The sequence below is a fragment of the Micromonospora sp. SD12 genome (assembly GCF_052068495.1).
GTDB classification, from domain to species: Bacteria; Actinomycetota; Actinomycetes; order Mycobacteriales; family Micromonosporaceae; genus Micromonospora; species Micromonospora echinofusca.
The window spans coordinates 586,751-604,844 of the sequence record NZ_JBQHDF010000002.1; the positions used below are offsets into that span (position 1 = coordinate 586,751).

Consider the following 18,094-nt stretch of genomic DNA (forward strand, 5'->3'; position numbering starts at 1 on the left):
CCCCATGAAGTCGAGCCGGCTAGACTCGCCGTCGTGTCCAATGGAGTGCGTTACGAGAAGAGCGGCCATGTCGCCGTCGTGACCCTCGACCGGCCCGAGGTGCTCAATGCGATGGACCTGCGCATGCACCAGGAACTCGCCCGGGTCTGGGACGATTTCGAGGCCGACGACGACATGTGGGTGGCCGTGCTCACCGGCGCGGGAACCAGAGCCTTCTCCGTCGGCCAGGACCTGAAGGAGCTGGCCGAACGGGTGCGGGCGGGCAGCGCGGGCACGGCGACCTTCGGCAGTCGCGGCAAGCCCGGCTGGCCCCGGCTGACCGAGCGGTTCGACCTGACCAAGCCGGTCGTCGCCAAGGTGCGCGGGTACGCCATGGGCGGCGGCTTCGAGCTCGCGCTGGCCTGCGACATCGTGGTCGCGTCGGCCGATGCGACGTTCGCGCTGCCCGAGGCGCGGCTCGGCCTCATGGCGGGCGCGGGTGGCGTGTTCCGGTTGACCAGGCAGGTGCCGTGGCGCAGCGCGATGGGGCACCTGCTGACCGGCCGGCCGATGACCGCCCGACGCGCCTTCGAGCTGGGCCTCGTCAACGAGGTGGTGCCCGCCGACGAGCTCGACGCGTGCGTCGACGGTTGGGTGGCCGACATCCTGCGGTGCGCGCCGCTGTCCGTGCGGGCGATCAAGGAGGCGGCGACGAAGTCGGTCACCATGCCGCTGGAGACCGCGTTCTCGACCCGGTTCGTCTGGGAGGAACGGCGGATGCACAGCACGGATGCCGTCGAGGGGCCGCTCGCGTTCGTCGAGAAGCGCGAACCGCGGTGGCGGGGCCGCTGACCCGCCCATCAGCCGAGATAATCTTCCGCGCCGCCCTCGCGGACGGTGTCCAGGGTGAAGCAGTGGAAGCCCCCGCCGAACAGCCGGCGATGCCGGTGCCGGACCGGTACGACGGTGAAGCCGTTGCGCTCCAGCGTGCGCACCAGCTCCGGACATGCCTCGTTGACCAGGACCGTCCCCGGGTCGACCGAGAGCACGTTGAGGTCGATGAACGGGCTGGTGAGGATCAGGTCGTCGTCGTCGTAGCGGGGGAAGTTGTCGCCCTCCGGCTCGGGCGCGACGATGTGGTCCCACCTGCGCAGCGGCTCGGGGAGCTTCTCCACCACCTGGGCGGAGCGCACCAGCAGGGTGCCCGGCCGCAACGCCAGCACCATGCTGTCGATGTGGCTGTCGCTGAGCTGGTGCACCCGGTGGATGCGGAAGCGCCCTTCCAGGTGGCGTTCGAGCCAGTCGCACGCCAGTGCGTGGTTGGCCGTCGAGACGTTGGCGACGACGTCCCGGCCCAGTCGCAGGCACTGGGCGCCGTCGAACATCATCTCGAACCCCACGTCGTACGGTGAGGGACGCGGATCCTCGATCGCCTCGGTGGGCCCGCCCGCTGTGCCGGTCCGGACGTAGGACAGGTCGAACGACGCGTCGGTCATCAACGGCCGCGGCATGACCGTCCATCGCGCACCCCGTCGGAAGTACTCGGCGAAGATCGGCTTGAGCAACTGCGTCTCGAAGTACCGCGAGCGGATCATCGGTGGCGTCTCGATGATCTCGTCGCCGAGGATCAGGGTGTTGTCCCGCACGTTGAGCGGCGGGACGACGGCGGCCGACCACGCCGGCGTGGCCACCTCCACGGTGGACGCGTCCACGTCGAGCGGCCGGTGGACGGTGACCGACAGGGACTCGAGGGTCTTCGCGATCCCGTCGAGGTCCTCGCACAGTTCAGCGACGTACCGCTGCTTGATCGGCACCCGGCCGGGCTCCGGCGTCGACCCGCCGGCGCCCCGCGCCGCCAGCCGCGGGTAGTACCACTCGGTGCGGAACGACCGGTTCTCCCTGATGTTGTCGTGGAAGAAAAGATCGAATGACAGCTCGCGCTCGTGCGACACGTAGTTCTCGGCCGACCCGACAATTACTTCCTTGAGCGGCGACCACTCATCAAAGCTGTTGAGCTGCATGCACTCCCCCGGGGCTGCATCCGATTAGTCTGCGCCGGACACCCCGCGGTGCCAGTGGTTCGGCTCCGCCGGGAGGTGTCAAGGGGTGCGCAAGACTCTGACCGACAAGCGCTTTCATTCGCTGATCCGGGCGCCTGAGGCGTTCGTAATCACCTAATCACAGAGAATCACCTCGGTACATGTGATCCACGTCACACTATTTGGGTCGTCCCGCCTTTGAGCCTTCCGGTAGTCTCGCCAACGCGGTCCACCCATTCAGTCTGCTCGATCGAGTCGTGGGTGATCAAAAGAGACGGACGGGGGTCTCTGCGACACAAATTCCGAGTTCAAACGCGGCGGCCATCCGCGCTGGCGATTAATCGCGAGATGGCGCCGAAACAATTCCTGCCCGGAATTCTCGCCAATCCACACAGGAGCGATGGGATTTATGCGCGCCGTACACGAAGGCGATCCGGTCTACGACCGTTTCCAGTTCTTGATGAACGCTCCCGCGTTGTTCAACGCGGTGGCCACCTCGGTCGAGCTGAGGATCTTCCACTTCCTCGCCGACCGGCCGGAGTCGACGTTCGACCAGATCCGCGAGTTCACGGATCTGCCGCAGCACCAGCTCCGCGTCCTCCTTCAGGCGGTCTGTTCGACCGGGCTGCTGACCCGTCGCGACGGTCGGTACGCGAACTCGGCGGTCGCCCAGGACCTCCTCGCCTCCGACGACGAGGACAGTTGGGCGCACATCATCGTCGGCTGGAAGGAGGTCTACTACCCCGCCTTCGCGCAGATGACGAAGGCGCTGCGAGCGGGCACCAACACCGCGCTCGACGCCTATCCCGGCGACGAACCCACGCTCTACCAGCGGCTTTCCCGCAATCCCGAACTCGAGGCGGTGTTCCACCGCGCGATGAGCGCCTTCACGCTGCGCTCCGTCGACGCGCTGGTCGAACGGCCGGAGTTCGCCGAGGTGCGGCACCTGCTCGACGTCGGCGGCGGTGACGGCACGACGTCCATCCGCCTCGCCGCCCGCCACGGTCAGCTCAAGTCGACGATCTTCGACATCCCCAGCGTGTCCAGACTCGCCGACGGCAAGACGACCTCGCTGGCCGACCGGGTCGACCTGCTGCCCGGCAACATGTTCACCGACGACTTCCCCCTCGGCCCGGACGCCGTCCTCTTCAGCCACGTGCTGGAGATCTTCTCCGGCGAGCAGATCCTGGCGATGCTGAAGAAGGCGTACGACGTGCTGCCGGCCGGCGGACGGGTATTCCTCTACGGTTACAACGTCTCCGACGACGAGACCAGCGGCATCTTCTCGGCGCGACTCGGCCTCTACTTCAACGTGCTCGCGAGCGGGCAGGGAATGGCCTACCCGGCGGCGGACTATGAGCGCTGGTTGCGTCAGGTGGGTTTCCAGGATGTGACGACGGTCCGCGGCCTTCCTTTCGAACACGGCCTCAGCATGGGCACCAAATAGCATCGACGACCGAAACAAGCGCGGAACCGGAAGGCTGTCCACATGCTTCTCGAGAACGCCCTCGCACACTATTACCCGCAGGTTCAAGAGGCACTGCGAACGCTGCTGGGCAATTCAGGGTCGAGCGAGTTCACGCCCGGTGTCGACCTGCCCGAACTGACGCCCGCGGTGCGTGAGTACCTTTCGGCCTCCGAACTGAGGCACACCCGGATGGGGCAGTACCGCGGCAAGGACCTCTCGCTGCTGGACCTGACCCGCAATCCCGGGACGATGACGACCAAGACGTTCGCCTCGCTGGTCATCGTCGCCCGCGCGGTCCGGCACATCCAGAGCACCGGCGAGCGCGTCACGATCGTCACGCCGTCCTCCGCCAACAAGGCCGTCGCCATGCGCGACGCGGTGCTGCGGGCGATCACCGCCGGGTTGGTCACGCCCGACCAGCTCAACGTCGCGGTCGTCGTGCCGGCCGGCTCCGTGCACAAGATCCGCGCGTCGGAACTGCTCACCGACCCGCACCTACGCGCCCGCAATCCCATCGCGGTGTACCGCGGCGAGGTGGCGGGAACCGTGAAGACGATCGCGCGGAACATGATCGACAAGCACGGGGAGGCGCTGGAGAAGAGCGCCAAGACCAACCTCTGGTACACCCTCCAGTTGGAGAACTACCTGGCCGCCGACGTGGTGCGGGCGCTGGCCGAGGCCGAGTTCTTCCCGCCGGCCACGGATGAGCCGCGGCTGCACGTGCACGCCGTGTCCAGCGCGTACGGCCTGCTCGGGCACGCGTACGGCCGGGAACGGTTCGGCGGGCCCGGCCTGCCCTCGCGGTACTTCCTCGTGCAGCACCTCGGCGCGCCGGACATGGTGATCAGCCTCCACCACGACGGCGAATTCGACACCGCACACCTGCCCGCCTACTCCTACGAGGCGGAGTCCGGCCACTACGTCCAGCGGGAGAGCCCGCACTTCCCGGCGGTCACCTTCGACCCGCGGGAGACGCTGGACCCGACCTTCTACACCAGGACCCCGGTGACCTCACCCCGGATGAACTCGCTGATCCACAACCAGGGCGGCGGCGGAGTGGTCGTCTCGCTCGCCGAGTGCCTCGAGCGGTTCGGCCAGGTGCGCTCCCTGCTGGGCGCGGCCGGTGTGCCGATCGCCGCGAACCCGACCGCCCTGCGCGAGTGGTCGCTGGTCATGGCCGTGACCGGGATCCTGAACGCCATCGACCGGGACCTGGTGCCGGAGGACGACATCGTCGTGCACGGTTCCGGCTGCTACTCCGTCGGCGACTTCGACGAGGTGACCCTCCGCGACATGCACGAGGTCGGCACCGACGACGACTCGCTCAGGAACGTGGTGCTCGAAGCCACCGCGCTGTGACCGCCCCCCGCCGCTCCACGAGGAAGGGAACCTCTCGATGCGCCTGAACAGCTACGACGACTTCTCACCGCTCAAGGAGGTCGTCCTCGGCTCCGCGGCGAACTACCTCGAACGCATCCACGACCTGTCGTTCGACATGTTCGTCAGCGACAACCTCACCGGCGCCAAGGGGTACTACCCGAGCATCACGGACTGGTACGACGCCGCGTCCCGCGCCAGCCGCAACGAACCGCACCGGCTCGCGACGAAGAAGCGCTTCCTCGGCGAACTCATCGAGGACGTCGAGGGCATCTCGACCATCCTCGAATCCCTGGGGGTGCGGGTCCTGCGGCCGATGCCGCTCGACCCGCAGCCGAAGGACGTGGCGACCCCCGCCTGGTCGGCGCCGGTCACTCCCCCGCTGAACGTACGGGACAACACGCTGATCCTCGGCGACGAGATCATCGAGACGCCGCCGACCCTGCGGGCGAGGTACTTCGAGACGCAGTTCCTCAAGCCGATCTTCATGCGGTACTTCGCGCAGGGCGCGCGCTGGACGACGATGCCCCGGCCGATGATGACCGACGCCTCGTTCGACCCGGAGAACGTCGCGAACGCGGCGCCCAACATCGAGGTGCCGGTGCACCCGCAGCCGTCGCCGTACGACGTCGGCCCGGAGATCATGATCGACGGCGCGAACTGCCTGCGGCTCGGGCGCGACCTGATCGTCAACATCTCCAACGCCAACCACGCGCTGGCGTGCGACTGGCTGGAACGGCACCTGGCGGGGCGCTTCCGCGTCCACCGCATGCACAAGCTGACCCAGAGCCACATCGACAGCGTGGTGATCCCGCTGCGGCCGGGCACCCTGCTCATCAGGTCCGAGCGGGTGCTCGACTTCCTGCCGGAACGGCTGCGCAGGTGGGACACGATCGTCTCGCCGGTTCCGGACGTCGGCGACTACCCGCAGTACGACAACGACGATCCGATCCCCGCCAGCCCGTACATCGACCTCAACCTGCTGTCGATCGACGAGAACACCGTGCTGGTCAACGACGCCTGCAAGACGCTGATCCGCACGCTGGAGGACCACCGGTTCACGGTGGTACCGGCACGGCACCGGCACCGCCGGCTGTTCGGCGGCGGCTTCCACTGCTTCACCCTCGACACCGTCCGTACCGGCGGCGCCGAGGACTACCTCAGCTAGGAGGGGCTCATGGCGGTTCTCGACTGCGCATCGGCCCTGTCCGACGCACTGCTGGAGCGGAAGTTCGCACCGTTCTTCGGCACCCCCTGCGGCATCCTGGCGCCTCTCTACAGCCGGCTCGAGGCCGCCGCGAACCTGTGCACCGTCTCGCGCGAGGACAACGCGGTCGGTGTCGCCGCCGGGGCCGCGATGGCGGGGAGGAGCCCCGTCGTCCTGATGCAGAACTCCGGCCTCGGCCAGTCGGTGAACGCCATCGCGTCACTCGTCGTGCCGTACCGGATCCCGATGCTCCTCATCGTCAGCCTGCGCGGCGTCCCCCCGGACTTCACCACGGAGAACATCGTCATGGGTCGTCTGACCGAACCAATGCTCCGCGAGGCGGGGATACCGACCGCCCAGCTCGACGAGGAGAACCTGTCGGCACGCACCGACTGGGCCAGCACCCTCGTCGTCGAGCGCCGCCAACCGGCGGCGCTGCTCGTTCCCCCGTCCCTGTTCGGGTGGCGGGCATGAACAAGACGGCCGCCATCCGCGCGCTCATCGAGGCGACGTCCGCCGACCCGATCATCTTCACCACCGGGTACTCCTGCCGCATCGCCAGGAACGTGGCCGACCGGCCGAACCACTTCTACATGACCGGCAGCATGGGCCTGGCGGCCTCCATCGGAACCGGCATCGCCATGTCGACGGGCAAGCTCGTGGTCGTCGTCGACGGTGACGGCGCACTGACCATGAACCCCGGCTGCCTCATCACCGCCGGCGCGCTCGCCCACCTTCCGCTCTTCCACCTCGTCCTCGACGACGGCCGGTACGAGTCCACCGGAGGCCAGAGCGTCCCGTCGCGACGCATCAACTTCACCGCACTCGCCGAAGCCGCCGGATACACCGGCGTCTGGCACGTCGACGACCTGAGCAAGTTCAAGGAGTTGCTGCACAGCGAGCTGAGCACGTGCGCGACCCCCACGTTCGTGCACTGCGAACTCACCGAACAGGACGAGGCCGGTGCGCCGCCGAGGATCGAGGCCGAACTCGCGCAGCACCAGCTCCGGTTCAGCGGACACCTCGCCGCACGCCGGTGACCACCGGCCGACGCCAAGGCCGCTGAGGCCAGTTCCAAGGCCACTCGTCGGCAATCGTTCCGTGGATGGTCCGTGGCGGTCCGGGCCATCCACGGACCGGGCTGCGACCGACGGTGCAGGCGTTGATGCAGTACGGCCCACTTCACTAGGGTGGGCGGTCGGATCGCCGACCCACCGGAGGACGCTTGTTGTCCGAAACACCGGACGCCGGACTCTATCTCCGCAGCTACGACCCGATGATCATGCCCGATCACCTGACCTGGCCAGAGGTGGATCCGGCCCGGAATCCGTTCGACCCGGACGCCGCCCCGGCCATCATCCGGTCGCTGCCGGCCGCCGCAACGGTCCCCACCCGGCCACCTGGCCGCTCCGGCAGACCGGAGGTGTACGACTGGGGACAGCAGCAGGGCACCCGGTGGGCCGATCAGATGAGCTTCGCGATCGTCGGTCACTACGGACGCTGGGCGTCGGGCTGGCGGTGGGGCGTCGGCGAGGCGGACTTCAGCGGCGGCCCCGTCCATGCCTGGTGCTGCCCGACCCACAGCATGGGTAGCCCGGAGCAGACGCTCGGCGTGGTCACCGAGTCTCTGGTGGAGTGGCGGGGGTGGCTGGAGGAACTGTCCGAACGCTTCGACCGGTTCCTGCCGCCACTCGCCGCCGACCCGGCCGACCCCGACGCCTGGGAACGTGCGGTGCTGCACCTCGTTACCGTGGTGGTCGACCGGACCTGCGCCGACGGCCACTGGAAATGGCACTGCCGGCAGGTGCTCGGCTGGTTTCTCGGCCTGACGGGCGTACCGCCCGCACGGCACAAGCCGCTGCTCGACCATTCGATCGACGGCCGTTTCGACGACTTCCGCGCTCCGTCGAACCTCCTGATCCTGGACGTCGCCGAGCGATTCGGCCGGGCGGTAACCGGTCGGTGATCATGTCGATCGCGGGCGGGTGCGTGACGTCCGACGGCGTGCACAGGAGTTGATCCTTCCAAGTTCACCGTCGCTCAGCCGATCCCACGATCGCCTCGGCCGCCGTTGTGCGGCTGGTCTTCGCCAGCTCCAACGAGGTCACCGGACGACTCGACCAGATCGATGAAGCGTCGAAAGATCGGCCACGGAATCTGCCCGCCCCCGACCTGCACCAGCACACGATGTGCCGGCTGCGGCGTGAACGGGCCGTCATCCGGAGTCGCGTCAGGGATGACGACCGCGACATGCCCGTCTGCCTCCGACATGCCGGTCAGCTCGTACTGCCAGGCGTCGTCGGGCAGGCTGTAGTACGAGCTCACCTCGTACAGCTCGGTGCCGTGGAACCAGACCTCCACCAACAGATGATCGCAGAAGCCGCGGTCGGATCACCCAGGCGGATCGAAGCCGGCCCGTCCGGCCGGAGGCCGCCAGCAGGCCGGTCGGGCGGGCGCGGCGGACCGCAGCCGGACGGCGTGCGGAACGAGGCGGGACGCTGCTCAGGTGACTTACTGCCTGATCTTCGAGGTGCCCCCGGCAGGATTCGAACCTGCGACACACGGTTTAGGAAACCGTTGCTCTATCCCCTGAGCTACGAGGGCGCGAGCGCCTAGTCTAGCGACCTGAGGTTCGCCTGGGGTGGCAGGGAGTGGCCCACGTTCACCCACGTCACCCGGCCCCCTCTTCTCCCAGCCCAGCGACCGGCTGCGGTGAACCGCACGGGCTGCGGGACCAGTTGTCGGCGCGCGGGGGCACCGCCATCGACGAAGTGACCACACGCACTGCGGGGCACTGCCTAGCGGTTGAGGTAGGCGGCCAGGCCGCCGAGCTCCTCACTGGCGATGAATACCGACCGTACGTGGAGGATCGCCTCCTCGACGTGGGCGGGACAGCCCCACGCCGAGTCGCCCCACGAATCAGCAATCTTGATCTCGGCCACCTCCGCGCACCCCTGCGCGCCGCCGAGCTGGCAGCGTTCGGGGTGCGGCGTGGTGACCTGGGCGGCAGCGGCGGCACGCATCCGGGCGGCGAGTTCCGCGGCAGCGGCGGCGCGCTGCTCGGCCTCGGCGCGAAGTTCCCGCTCCGCGCGTACCGCTTTGGTCAGCTCGTCATGGGCGGCCTTGGCGCGCGCCTCGGCGGCCGTCTTCGCCTCTTCGATGTGGTGGCGTTCGATGGCCAGGGCGGCGGTGCCGGCGAAGACCCGGGTGAGGGCGAGGTCGGTGTCCTGCGGGACGCGCGCGGTGCGGTGGTACATGGCGAAGGTGCCCAGCAGGCTGCCGTCGCGGGCCAGGATCGGCGTGGACCAGCAGGCAGCCAGCCCTGCCCGCTCGGCCAGGCTGCGGAACTCCACCCAGAACGGGTCGGTGGCGATGTCGGTGACGATGACCGGTTCCCGCCGGTGGGCGGCGGTGCCGCAGGACCCGACGCCTTCGCCGGTGGCGATCCCGTCGATGGCCTGGTTGTAGAAGTCGGGCAGGCTGGGCGCGGCGCCGTGGCGTAGGTGTCGGCCGTCAGGATCGGCGAGCAGGACGGAGACGAGCACCTCCCGGGGCGCGAGGTTCTCGATGCAGCGGGCCATTCCGTCGAGCACCTCGGTCAGGGGCGCCTGGCGGGCGATCTGCTCCAGCAGGGCACGGTGTTCGGCCATCAGCCGCTGGGCGTGCATGACCTGCGTGGTCTCCACGCCGATCACGCGTATCCCGGTCACGGTGCCGTCGGCGTCCCGGCGCGGCTCGTAGGTGAAGTCGAAGAACGCCTCTCGCGCGTGCGGACCGACGCCAAGCACGACCCGGGCGTCCCGGCCGGTGTAGGGCTCGCCCGTGCGGTAGACCTCGTCCAGGAGAGCGATGAACCCCTGACCGGCGAGTTCGGGCATCAGCTCGGCGATCGCGACCCCGGTACGCGCCCGTTCTTGACCGATCGCGGCGAAGAACGCCGGGTTCGCCGTCTCCACCAGGTGCGCCGGCCCGGCGAGCGCCGCGAAGACAGCGATGGACTGCCCGAACAGGGCTCGCACATCCTCCTGAGCCGCTTGCCCGGCAACCGCCGGATCCGCAGCGATGGCCCGGTGCCGTGGTACCGCCGTCATGTGTGCCTTCCCCTCACCCGTGCATCACGTCGAACGAGTGGTGGTTCGCCAACGGTGAGGCCGCAAGGATACGGGCAAGGCGGCGCGGCCGCCGTGCGGTACGGCCGGCGTGACGACCCGGCTGGCGCAGCGGCGCGGGACGACGATGGGCCGCCGGGGCGCGACGAGCGCCCCGGCGGCCTGTCTTGTCAGCGGATCGTCAGCCGTTGTTGTCGATGAGGCTGGCGATCTGGTTGTAGATCAGGTGGGCCTTTGCGCCCTGGTTCGACGGGCAGCCGCCGAGGTGGTGCAGGGCGATGACCCGGTGGCTGGAGTTCAGCACGGGCGAGCCCGAGTTGCCGCCGGAGGTGTCGCAGCTGTAGCTGATGTTCCAGCTGTTGTAGTTCGCGTTCTTGACGGTGCACGTCGCGCCGTTCTGGGTGTCCTCGAAGATCGAGAGACGCTTCGGGCTGCCGTCGCCGTGGCCCGGGATGTACATCCGGGTGCCGGTGGTGGTGGCGGTCGTCGCCAGGTACAGCGTGCCGAAGCTCTGGATGCTGGTGAAGTTGTTCACCGAGTACAGGGTGTAGTCCAGCTCGCTGGACCCGCCGCTGCTCACCTTGTAGAGCGTCGCCCCGCTCACCTTGGTGCCGGCGCCGGGGTTGTTGCCGCCGCAGGTGGCGCACTGGTAGTTGAACTGCATCTCGCTGCCGCTGACGGCGGACTGCGTGGAGAAGCAGTGCTTGTTGGTCAGCATGCGGTTGGTGTTGCCGACCCGCCAGGTGGTGCACATGCCGCCGCCGCTGATCAGCAGCCGCGCCACGGCCCTGCCGCGGGCGTACTCCGTGGGGTGGCTGTTCTGGTAGCAGACCACGTCGCGGCGGGCGTCGGTGCTGCACACCGACTGCGTGGAGAAGTTGTGCTGCGCGATCTCGGTGCGGTCGTAGCCGCGCCAGAACCGGTCGATGGTCGCGACGTTGCCGCGGGAGGCGCGGCTGCTGTGCAGCGTCACCACCGCCGTGTCGCCGTCGACCGACATCGCCCAGAAGCCCGGCTGCCCGTCCGTCGTGTAGTCCGAGCCGGTCGCCCGGTTCAGGTACCGGTCGTACCGGTAGCTCTCGCGGCCGTCGGGGCTCGACACCGTGACGTAGTCGCCGTGGGCGAGCCGCAGCGCGCTGAAGTGCACCTTGACGTACGACGCGCCGGGGTGCCGGATGACCTGGGTTCGCCCGTCGCTGGCGGAGGAGAGCGCGCCGTCGACGGTACGGAGCTCACCGACCGTGGTGACGCCCTCCGCCTGGAACTGCTCCGACTCGGGCGCCCGCTGGGACTGCGGCGCGACGGGCTGAACCGCGTACGCCTCCGCGGCGGGTACCGACATGACGCTCAGCCCGAGCGTGCAGGCGCCGAGTGCGACCGCCGCCGTTCGCAGGCGGCGTAGGGCAAGTTTCATCGTCGCTCCCTCCGAGAGACCAGCACTGGACGTGCTTCCCGTCTTCATACACGAGGAGGAGCAGACATGTAAATATGTCGATGGCTTCCCACGATGCTGGACATGGCGGGACGACGCCTCCGCCCACGACGGGCGGACCCGGCGGAGGAACGCCGCCGCCGGTCAGGACCGGCCGGAGCTGATCCGGTCGAGGTGGGGCGCGAGCTCGTCGGTGATCAGCAGGTCGCGGCGGATCTCGTCGTGCGGGTAGCCGGCCCGGCCCACCATGTGCGCCGCGACGGGCGCGGTGGCGAGCTGAAAGGCGCCGACGAGGACGAGGGTGGTGATGTCCACGCCGGTACGCAGCCGCAGCGCGCAGCCGAGCAGGACGAGCAGCAGGCCGAGCACCTGCGGCTTGGCCGCCGCGTGCATCCGGGCCAGCAGGTCGGGGAAGCGCAGCAGCGCCGCCCCGGCGGCGACGCAGAGCAGCGCGCCGGCGATCAGGCAGACCGAGGCGGTGACGTCGAGGACGGCGTCGAGCGTCACTTGTCGTTCCTCCGGGCGGCGAAGCGGGCGACGCTGACCGAGCCGACGAACCCGAGGATGGCGAGCACGACCAGTACGGGCAGCGCGGTGGCGTCGCGGCTGTAGGCGGCCTCGGTGGCGATGGCGGCGACGACGACGGCGAGCAGGACGTCGGTGGCGACGGCGCGGTCGAGGATGGACGGTCCGCGGATGATGCGGACGAGGGTCAGGCCGACGGCCACGGCGAGCAGCGCGGCGACGGTCACGGCGACGACGGTCATCTGGGTGCCCCTTCCAGGTGGGCCGGCTCCGGCGGGCCGGCGGGGTGGGGTTGCGTGACGCGGCTCAGCTCCTCGGGCGAGCCGATGGCGGCGACGATCCGTCCTTCGAGGTCCAGTACGCCCTGCCGGAACCGCTCCACCTCCTCGCGGCTGCGTACGCCGATGACGTGCACGTAGAGGGTGCCGGTCGCCCGGTCGGCCTCGATGATGAGGCTGCCCGGCACCAGCGACAGCGCCTCGGCGGTCAGCGTGAGGTTGAGGTCGGTGTTGACCCGCAGCGGCACGGCGATGATCGCGCTGAGCGGGGGCTGCCCGAACCGCACCGCGAGCCAGGCGATCTGGGCGGAGGCGACCACGAGGTCCCGCAGGAAACGCACCCAGAACCGCGCGAGCGGAAGGGGGCGGATCCGCCCGGCGAAGGTCACCGGCGGCAGCGGGAACACCGCCAGCAGCACGACGGAGAGCACCAGCCCGCTGATCACGTTGGCCCAGGAGAGGGTGCCCCACAGCAGCACCCAGACGCTGGTCAGCCCCGTCACGGCGACGATCCGGTTGCGCCGGCGGGCCTTGCGGGTCAGCGGCGGGTTCGCCGGTGGGGTGGGGGTGGTCGGAGTGGTCGGAGTCGTCCGGTCACTGGTCACGGGGCACCGTCCGGGAACACGGCCTCGACGTACGGGGTCCTGCGCAGCAGGTCGTCGGCGGCGTCGGTGCTGATGTCGAACAGCGGCCCGGCCACCGCGGTAAGCGCCAGGCCCAGCACCACCAGGGCGGCGGTCGACCCGATCATCAGCCGGGGCAGCACGACGCCCGACGCCTCGGGCCCGGGTGCCCGGCGCGGCTGCTCGGCGCCGTCGGTACGGGCGGCCCGGACGGCGTCGCCGGCGTCCGGCATGTCCGGGTGCGGGGCCCGCCAGAAGGCGAGGTTCCACACGCGGGCGATGGCGTAGAGGGTCAGCAGGCTGGTGAGCAGCCCGCCGGCGACGAGCGTCCACGCCAGCGCGCCGCCGTCGTCCACGCCGGCCTGCACGAGGCCGAGTTTGCCGAGGAAGCCGGAGAACGGCGGGATGCCGGCGAGGTTGAGCGCGGGCACGAAGAACAACACGGCCAGCAGCGGTGACAGCCGGGCCAGCCCGCCGAGCCGGTCCAGGGCGGTGCTCCCGCCCCGCCGTTCGACCAGGCCGGCGGCGAGGAACAGCGTGGTCTGGATGGTGATGTGGTGCACCACGTAGAAGATCGCCGCGGACAGCCCGAGGGAGGTGCTCAGGCCGACGCCGAAGAGCATGTAGCCGATGTGGCTGATGAGGGTGAACGACAGCAGCCGTTTGACGTCGGACTGGGCGACCGCGCCGAGGATGCCCACCACCATCGTCAGCGCCGCCACCACCAGCAGCAGGTCGGCGGTGCGGCCGCCGGGGAACAGCAGCGTCTCGGTGCGGATGATCGCGTACACGCCGACCTTGGTGAGCAGGCCGGCGAAGACCGCCGTGACCGGGGCCGGGGCGGTCGGGTAGCTGTCCGGCAACCAGGCCGACAGCGGGAACACGGCCGCCTTGATGCCGAAGGCGAGCAGCAGCATCCCCTGCAACACCAGCCGCAGGTCGTCCGGCAGCGCGTCCAGCCGGTCGACGAGCTGGGCCAGGTTGAGCGTGCCGGTCGCGGCGTAGACCAGGCCGATCGCGACCAGGAAGATCAGCGACGACAGCAGGCTGACCACGACGTACGTGGTGCCGGCCCGGATCCGGGTCTCCGTGCTGCCCAGGGTCAGCAGCACGTAGCTGGCCACCAGCAGGATCTCGAAGCCGACGTAGAGGTTGAACAGGTCGCCGGAGAGGAACGCGTTGCACACGCCGGCGGTCAGCACGAGGTAGGTCGGGTGGTAGACCGACAGCGGGGTCTCCTCGTTGCCGTCGGCCGTGCCCTGCCCGATCGAGTAGACCAGCACGCAGAGGGTGACGGCGGCGGAGACGACGAGCATCAGCGCGGCGAGCTGGTCGGCGACCAGGACGATGCCCAGCGGCGCGACCCAGCCACCGACCTCGACGACCAGCGGCCCGTCGACGGAGGAACGGACCAGCAGCGTCGCCGCCACGGCGACGGTGGCGGTGAGCACGGTGAGGCTGACCCAGCGCTGGGCGCGGGGCCGGCCGACGAGCAGCAGCGTCAGGGCCGCGCCGAGCAGCGGCATCACCACCGGCAGGGGTACGAGCCAGGTCATCGGCCCCTCCCCGCGTCCCCGGCCGGGCTGACCGTGGCGTCGGCGGCGGGCACGGTGGCCAGGGCCGGGTCGCCGTCGGAGTCGCCGTCCGCGCCGTCGGTGTCGGCGGTGCCCGGCCCCTCGTCCCGGTCAGCCAGCTCCATGATGCGGCGGTCCTCGACGTCGTCCTGCACCTCGTCGTGACCGTTGAGGTGCCAGCTCCGGTACGCCAGGGCGAGCAGGAAGGCGGTCATGCCGAGGGTGATGACGATCGCGGTCAGCACCATGGCCTGCGGCAGTGGGTCGCTCATGTCCTCCTCGGCGGTGGTGCCGACGATCGGCGGCCCGCCGGCCTTGCCGCCGGTGAGCAGCAGGAGGTTGGCGCCGTTGCCGAGCAGGATGACGCCCATCAGCACCCGGGTGAGGCTGCGTTCCAGCAGCAGCGTCACCCCGGCGGCGAAGAGGACGCCGACCACGAGGACGTAGGTCAGGTTCGGACTCACACCAGCTCCTTCGCCCGGTCGTCGGTCTGTTCGGTCTCGCGTTGGTCGGTCTCCTGCTGGCGGTCCATCTCCGCGCCCAGGCTGCGCAGGATGTCCAGGACCAGGCCGACCACGATGAGGTAGACGCCGACGTCGAAGAAGACCGACGTGACGAAGTGGACGTGGCCGAGGACCGGCACGTGCAGGTCCAGCAGGGCGCTCTGGAGGAACTCCCCGCCCAGCAGCATCGCGGCGACGCCCGTGCCGACCGCGACGAACAGCCCGGCGCCGAGCACCGCGCCGGCGTCCACCGGGGCGGCCCCGTTGAGTTCCGTACGCCCGCCCGCCAGGTAGCGCACGGCCAGCGCGAGCCCGGCGACCAGTCCGGCGGCGAAGCCGCCGCCGGGGGCGTTGTGCCCGGAGAAGAGCAGGTATATCGAGAAGAGCACGATGGCGTGGAACAGCAGCCGGGTGACGACCTGGAGGATGACCGACTGCTGACGGGTGGTGGCGCCGGTGGTCAGCCAGCGGGGCCGCGACGACTCGGTGCGGCCGACGCCGGGGATGCCCCTGCGCAGGTCGAGGTCGCGGGAGTGGCGGAAGATGAGGCTGGCCACGCCGGTGGCGGCCACCACGAGCACGGCGATCTCGCCCATGGTGTCCCACGCCCGGATGTCCACCAGGGTCACGTTGACGATGTTCTTGCCGCCGCCATAGGAGACCGCCTCGTCGGGGAAGCCGACGGAGATCGGGGTGGCGATCCGCGCTCCCGCCGCCACGTACGCCATGCCGGCGGTGACCACGCCCACGGCGACGCCGAGCGCGATGCGACCGCGCCGGCTGGACCGGATGGGCCGCTCGGAGAACTTGGCGGGGAGGTGGCGCAGGACCAGCACGAACATGACGATCGTGACGGTCTCCACCAGGAACTGGGTCAGGGCCAGGTCCGGCGCGCCGTGCAGGATGAACATCAGCGCGGTGCCGTAGCCGGCGACGCCGACGAGGATCATCGCGGTAAGTCGGCGCCGGGCGCGGGCGGCGGCCACGGCGGCCACGATCACCACCGCGGCGGCGACGGCCTGCAACGGGGTGTCCCACAGCTCGAACCGCTGCGGCCAGGGCATCCCGGCCAGCAGCGCCCCACCCGGCAAGGTGATCATCACCAGCAGGATGACGCCGAGGTAGAACGGCAGGGAGCCGCGCTGGGTGGCGCCGGTCAGCTCCACCGCCAGCCGGTCCACGCCGCCGATGAGCCGGTGGTAGACCGCCGCCCCGTCGAAGGGAAGCTGGACCGCCGCACCCAGCCGCCCCCGGTGCCGCAGGGCGAACAGCCCCACGCCGCCGGCGACCGCCAGCGCCGACAGGCCCAGCGCCAGGGTCGGCCCGTGCCACAGCGCGAGGTGGTAGCCGGGCTCGGCGCTCGGGTACTGGTCCGCGTACGGGGCGAGGACCTTGTCGACGGCGGGCGCGAGGAGCCCCACCGCCAGGCCGGCGGCGGCGAGCACGACGGCGGGCGCGAGGAAGGGCCACCGGACGGGCCGCGCCCGGGTGACGGGCACGTCGCCTTTGGTGGCGAACGCGCCCCACACGAAGCGCAGGGTGTACGCCACGGTCAGCGCCGAGCCGAGCACCACGCCGGCGAGCACCACCAGGTCGGCGGTGCCGCCGTGCAGGAACGCCTCGACTGCCGCCTCCTTCGCGACGAACCCGGCCAGCGGCGGGAGGCCCGCCATGGAGGCCGCCGCGAGGCCGGCGACCACCGCGAGGGCCGGCGCCCGCCGCCCCAGGCCGCTGAGTTCGCGCAGGTCGCGGGTGCCGGCGACGTGGTCGACGATCCCCACGACGAGGAACAGGGTGGACTTGAACAGCGCGTGGGCCAGCACCATCGCCACGCCGGCCAGCGCGGTGTCGCGGGTGCCCGCGCCGAGGATCACCATCAGCAGGCCGAGCTGGCTGACCGTGCCGTAGGCCAGCAGCAGCTTGAGGTCGGCCTGCCGCAGCGCCGCCCAGCCGCCGAGGAACATGGTGATCAGGCCGCCGGCGAGCAACACCGGCCGCCAGGGCGAGACCCCCGCCACGGCCGGCCCCATCAGCGCGACGAGGAACACGCCGGCCTTGACCATCGCCGCCGCGTGCAGGTACGCGCTGACCGGGGTGGGCGCGGCCATCGCGCCGGGCAGCCAGAAGCTGAAGGGGAAGATCGCCGACTTGCTCAGCGCGCCGAGCAGGATCAGCACCAGGGCCACGGCCAGGTAGCCGCCGCCGGGCAGGTCGGTGGCGATCTCGGACCAGCGGTACGTGCCGGCGTGCTGGCCGAGCATGACGAACCCGGCGAGCATCGCCAGGCCGCCCAGGGTGGTCACCAGCAGCGCCTGCATGGCGGCGCGCCGGCTGGCCCGCTTGGTCGGGTCGCTGCCGATCAGCAGGTAGGACAGGACGGTCGTCAGTTCCCAGAACACGTACAGCAGCAGCAGGTCGTCGGAGACCACCAGGCCGAGCATCGCGCCGGCGAAGGCGACGAAGACCGCCGCGAAGCGGCCCAGGCCGGGGTCGTCGGAGCGGAAGTAACGGGCGCTGTAGGCGAGCACCAGCGCCCCGACGCCGCCGACGAGCACCACCATCAGCCACGCCAGGGTGCCCATCCGCAGGGCGACCTCCAGGCCGAGCTGGGGAACCCAGGTGACCGTCTCGACGACCGGGGTGCCGGAGCGGACCGTCGCGGTCCGGGTGAGCGCCCAGACCAGGGTCGCTGCGGGGGCCAGGGCCACCAGGTAGAGGGCTCGTCGCCCCCAGATACGTATCAGTCCCGGGGCGATCACGGCTGCGAGTGCGTGGACCGCCACCAGAACCAGCACATATCCTCCCAGGACTCGACAACCGGTTAGCCAACCCTAACCGGTAAGGGGCGTTACTGCCTACTGCCGATACCGGCCCGGCCGCCTGGGGGCGCCGCGCGGAGGGCACGACGGCGGGTCGTCGACTCCCGGCGAAGAAGTCGTGGCGGTCCCGGGCCCACGCCCACGGCCCGCGCGGACCGCAT

At 70.3% G+C, this 18,094-nt stretch carries 17 protein-coding genes and 1 tRNA gene; 7 read left to right on the forward strand and 11 right to left on the reverse strand.

The window, feature by feature from the left end:
- The first annotated feature begins 33 nt into the window (after positions 1–33).
- On the forward strand, positions 34–831 hold the full coding sequence (dpgD, locus tag ACTMS2_RS06495) for an enoyl-CoA-hydratase DpgD (RefSeq protein WP_441174552.1): 798 nt from the start codon (positions 34–36) through the stop codon (positions 829–831).
- Between the two features lie 8 nt (positions 832–839).
- On the opposite strand, the gene ACTMS2_RS06500 is transcribed toward dpgD, so the two are convergent.
- Positions 840–2,000 carry a glycine amidinotransferase gene (locus ACTMS2_RS06500; protein WP_393400404.1) on the reverse strand — a complete coding sequence of 387 codons (1,161 nt, stop codon included), beginning with the start codon at positions 1,998–2,000 and terminating at the stop codon, positions 840–842.
- A gap of 427 nt (positions 2,001–2,427) precedes the next feature.
- Between ACTMS2_RS06500 and ACTMS2_RS06505 the strand changes: the two genes are divergently transcribed.
- From ACTMS2_RS06505 to ACTMS2_RS06530, 6 genes are all read left to right on the forward strand, one after another.
- Positions 2,428–3,465: a methyltransferase gene (locus ACTMS2_RS06505; protein WP_441174553.1), complete on the forward strand. Its 1,038-nt coding sequence runs from the start codon at positions 2,428–2,430 to the stop codon at positions 3,463–3,465.
- Positions 3,466–3,507: 42 nt separating this feature from the next.
- A complete protein-coding gene (locus ACTMS2_RS06510; RefSeq protein ID WP_441174554.1) occupies positions 3,508–4,845 on the forward strand; it encodes a DUF6002 family protein in 1,338 nt (445 codons plus the stop codon).
- Between the two features lie 37 nt (positions 4,846–4,882).
- Positions 4,883–6,031 carry a glycine amidinotransferase gene (locus ACTMS2_RS06515; protein ID WP_441174555.1) on the forward strand — a complete coding sequence of 383 codons (1,149 nt, stop codon included), beginning with the start codon at positions 4,883–4,885 and terminating at the stop codon, positions 6,029–6,031.
- Positions 6,032–6,040: 9 nt separating this feature from the next.
- On the forward strand, positions 6,041–6,544 hold the full coding sequence (locus ACTMS2_RS06520) for a thiamine pyrophosphate-binding protein (protein ID WP_441174556.1): 504 nt from the start codon (positions 6,041–6,043) through the stop codon (positions 6,542–6,544).
- On the forward strand, positions 6,541–7,110 hold the full coding sequence (locus ACTMS2_RS06525; RefSeq protein WP_441174557.1) for a thiamine pyrophosphate-dependent enzyme: 570 nt from the start codon (positions 6,541–6,543) through the stop codon (positions 7,108–7,110). The genes ACTMS2_RS06520 and ACTMS2_RS06525 overlap by 4 nt, the downstream gene beginning before the upstream one ends.
- Positions 7,111–7,298: 188 nt before the next feature.
- Positions 7,299–8,036, forward strand: a complete 738-nt coding sequence (locus ACTMS2_RS06530) for a hypothetical protein (protein WP_441174558.1) — start codon at positions 7,299–7,301, stop codon at positions 8,034–8,036.
- Between the two features lie 74 nt (positions 8,037–8,110).
- Here the strand turns inward: ACTMS2_RS06530 and ACTMS2_RS06535 are convergent, their stop codons facing one another.
- The 10 genes from ACTMS2_RS06535 to ACTMS2_RS06580 all read right to left on the reverse strand — a co-directional run bounded on the left by ACTMS2_RS06535 (position 8,111) and on the right by ACTMS2_RS06580 (position 17,909).
- Positions 8,111–8,431: a hypothetical protein gene (locus ACTMS2_RS06535; protein WP_441174560.1), complete on the reverse strand. Its 321-nt coding sequence runs from the start codon at positions 8,429–8,431 to the stop codon at positions 8,111–8,113.
- Between the two features lie 170 nt (positions 8,432–8,601).
- Positions 8,602–8,674, reverse strand: a tRNA-Arg gene (locus ACTMS2_RS06540).
- Positions 8,675–8,868: 194 nt separating this feature from the next.
- A complete protein-coding gene (locus ACTMS2_RS06545; protein ID WP_441174561.1) occupies positions 8,869–10,089 on the reverse strand; it encodes a GAF domain-containing protein in 1,221 nt (406 codons plus the stop codon).
- A gap of 271 nt (positions 10,090–10,360) precedes the next feature.
- Entirely contained in the window at positions 10,361–11,593 is a 1,233-nt protein-coding gene (locus ACTMS2_RS06550) for a trypsin-like serine peptidase (protein WP_441174562.1), read from the reverse strand.
- 162 nt (positions 11,594–11,755) lie between these two features.
- Positions 11,756–12,118: a monovalent cation/H(+) antiporter subunit G gene (gene mnhG, locus ACTMS2_RS06555; protein WP_441174563.1), complete on the reverse strand. Its 363-nt coding sequence runs from the start codon at positions 12,116–12,118 to the stop codon at positions 11,756–11,758.
- Positions 12,115–12,378 carry a monovalent cation/H+ antiporter complex subunit F gene (locus tag ACTMS2_RS06560; RefSeq protein ID WP_089002241.1) on the reverse strand — a complete coding sequence of 88 codons (264 nt, stop codon included), beginning with the start codon at positions 12,376–12,378 and terminating at the stop codon, positions 12,115–12,117. The genes mnhG and ACTMS2_RS06560 overlap by 4 nt, the downstream gene beginning before the upstream one ends.
- A complete protein-coding gene (locus ACTMS2_RS06565) occupies positions 12,375–13,019 on the reverse strand; it encodes a Na+/H+ antiporter subunit E (RefSeq protein WP_441174564.1) in 645 nt (214 codons plus the stop codon). Before ACTMS2_RS06565 ends, ACTMS2_RS06560 begins: the two co-directional genes overlap by 4 nt.
- Positions 13,016–14,593, reverse strand: a complete 1,578-nt coding sequence (locus ACTMS2_RS06570; protein ID WP_101413937.1) for a Na+/H+ antiporter subunit D — start codon at positions 14,591–14,593, stop codon at positions 13,016–13,018. Before ACTMS2_RS06570 ends, ACTMS2_RS06565 begins: the two co-directional genes overlap by 4 nt.
- Positions 14,590–15,075 (reverse strand): Na(+)/H(+) antiporter subunit C, encoded by a 486-nt coding sequence (locus tag ACTMS2_RS06575; RefSeq protein ID WP_441174565.1) that lies wholly within the window; start codon positions 15,073–15,075, stop codon positions 14,590–14,592. Before ACTMS2_RS06575 ends, ACTMS2_RS06570 begins: the two co-directional genes overlap by 4 nt.
- Complete coding sequence (locus ACTMS2_RS06580) at positions 15,072–17,909, reverse strand: Na+/H+ antiporter subunit A (RefSeq protein WP_441174566.1); 2,838 nt, start codon at positions 17,907–17,909, stop codon at positions 15,072–15,074. Before ACTMS2_RS06580 ends, ACTMS2_RS06575 begins: the two co-directional genes overlap by 4 nt.
- Between the last annotated feature and the right edge of the window lie 185 nt (positions 17,910–18,094).

Coding starts and splice junctions, on each gene's coding strand:
- ACTMS2_RS06515 (WP_441174555.1), top strand. CDS start 4,883: ATGCGCCTGAACAGCTACGACGACTTCTCACCGCTCAAGGAGGTCGTC.
- ACTMS2_RS06560 (WP_089002241.1), bottom strand. CDS start 12,378: ATGACCGTCGTCGCCGTGACCGTCGCCGCGCTGCTCGCCGTGGCCGTC.
- ACTMS2_RS06570 (WP_101413937.1), bottom strand. CDS start 14,593: ATGACCTGGCTCGTACCCCTGCCGGTGGTGATGCCGCTGCTCGGCGCG.
- ACTMS2_RS06525 (WP_441174557.1), top strand. CDS start 6,541: ATGAACAAGACGGCCGCCATCCGCGCGCTCATCGAGGCGACGTCCGCC.
- ACTMS2_RS06550 (WP_441174562.1), bottom strand. CDS start 11,593: ATGAAACTTGCCCTACGCCGCCTGCGAACGGCGGCGGTCGCACTCGGC.
- ACTMS2_RS06500 (WP_393400404.1), bottom strand. CDS start 2,000: ATGCAGCTCAACAGCTTTGATGAGTGGTCGCCGCTCAAGGAAGTAATT.
- ACTMS2_RS06510 (WP_441174554.1), top strand. CDS start 3,508: ATGCTTCTCGAGAACGCCCTCGCACACTATTACCCGCAGGTTCAAGAG.
- ACTMS2_RS06520 (WP_441174556.1), top strand. CDS start 6,041: ATGGCGGTTCTCGACTGCGCATCGGCCCTGTCCGACGCACTGCTGGAG.
- ACTMS2_RS06505 (WP_441174553.1), top strand. CDS start 2,428: ATGCGCGCCGTACACGAAGGCGATCCGGTCTACGACCGTTTCCAGTTC.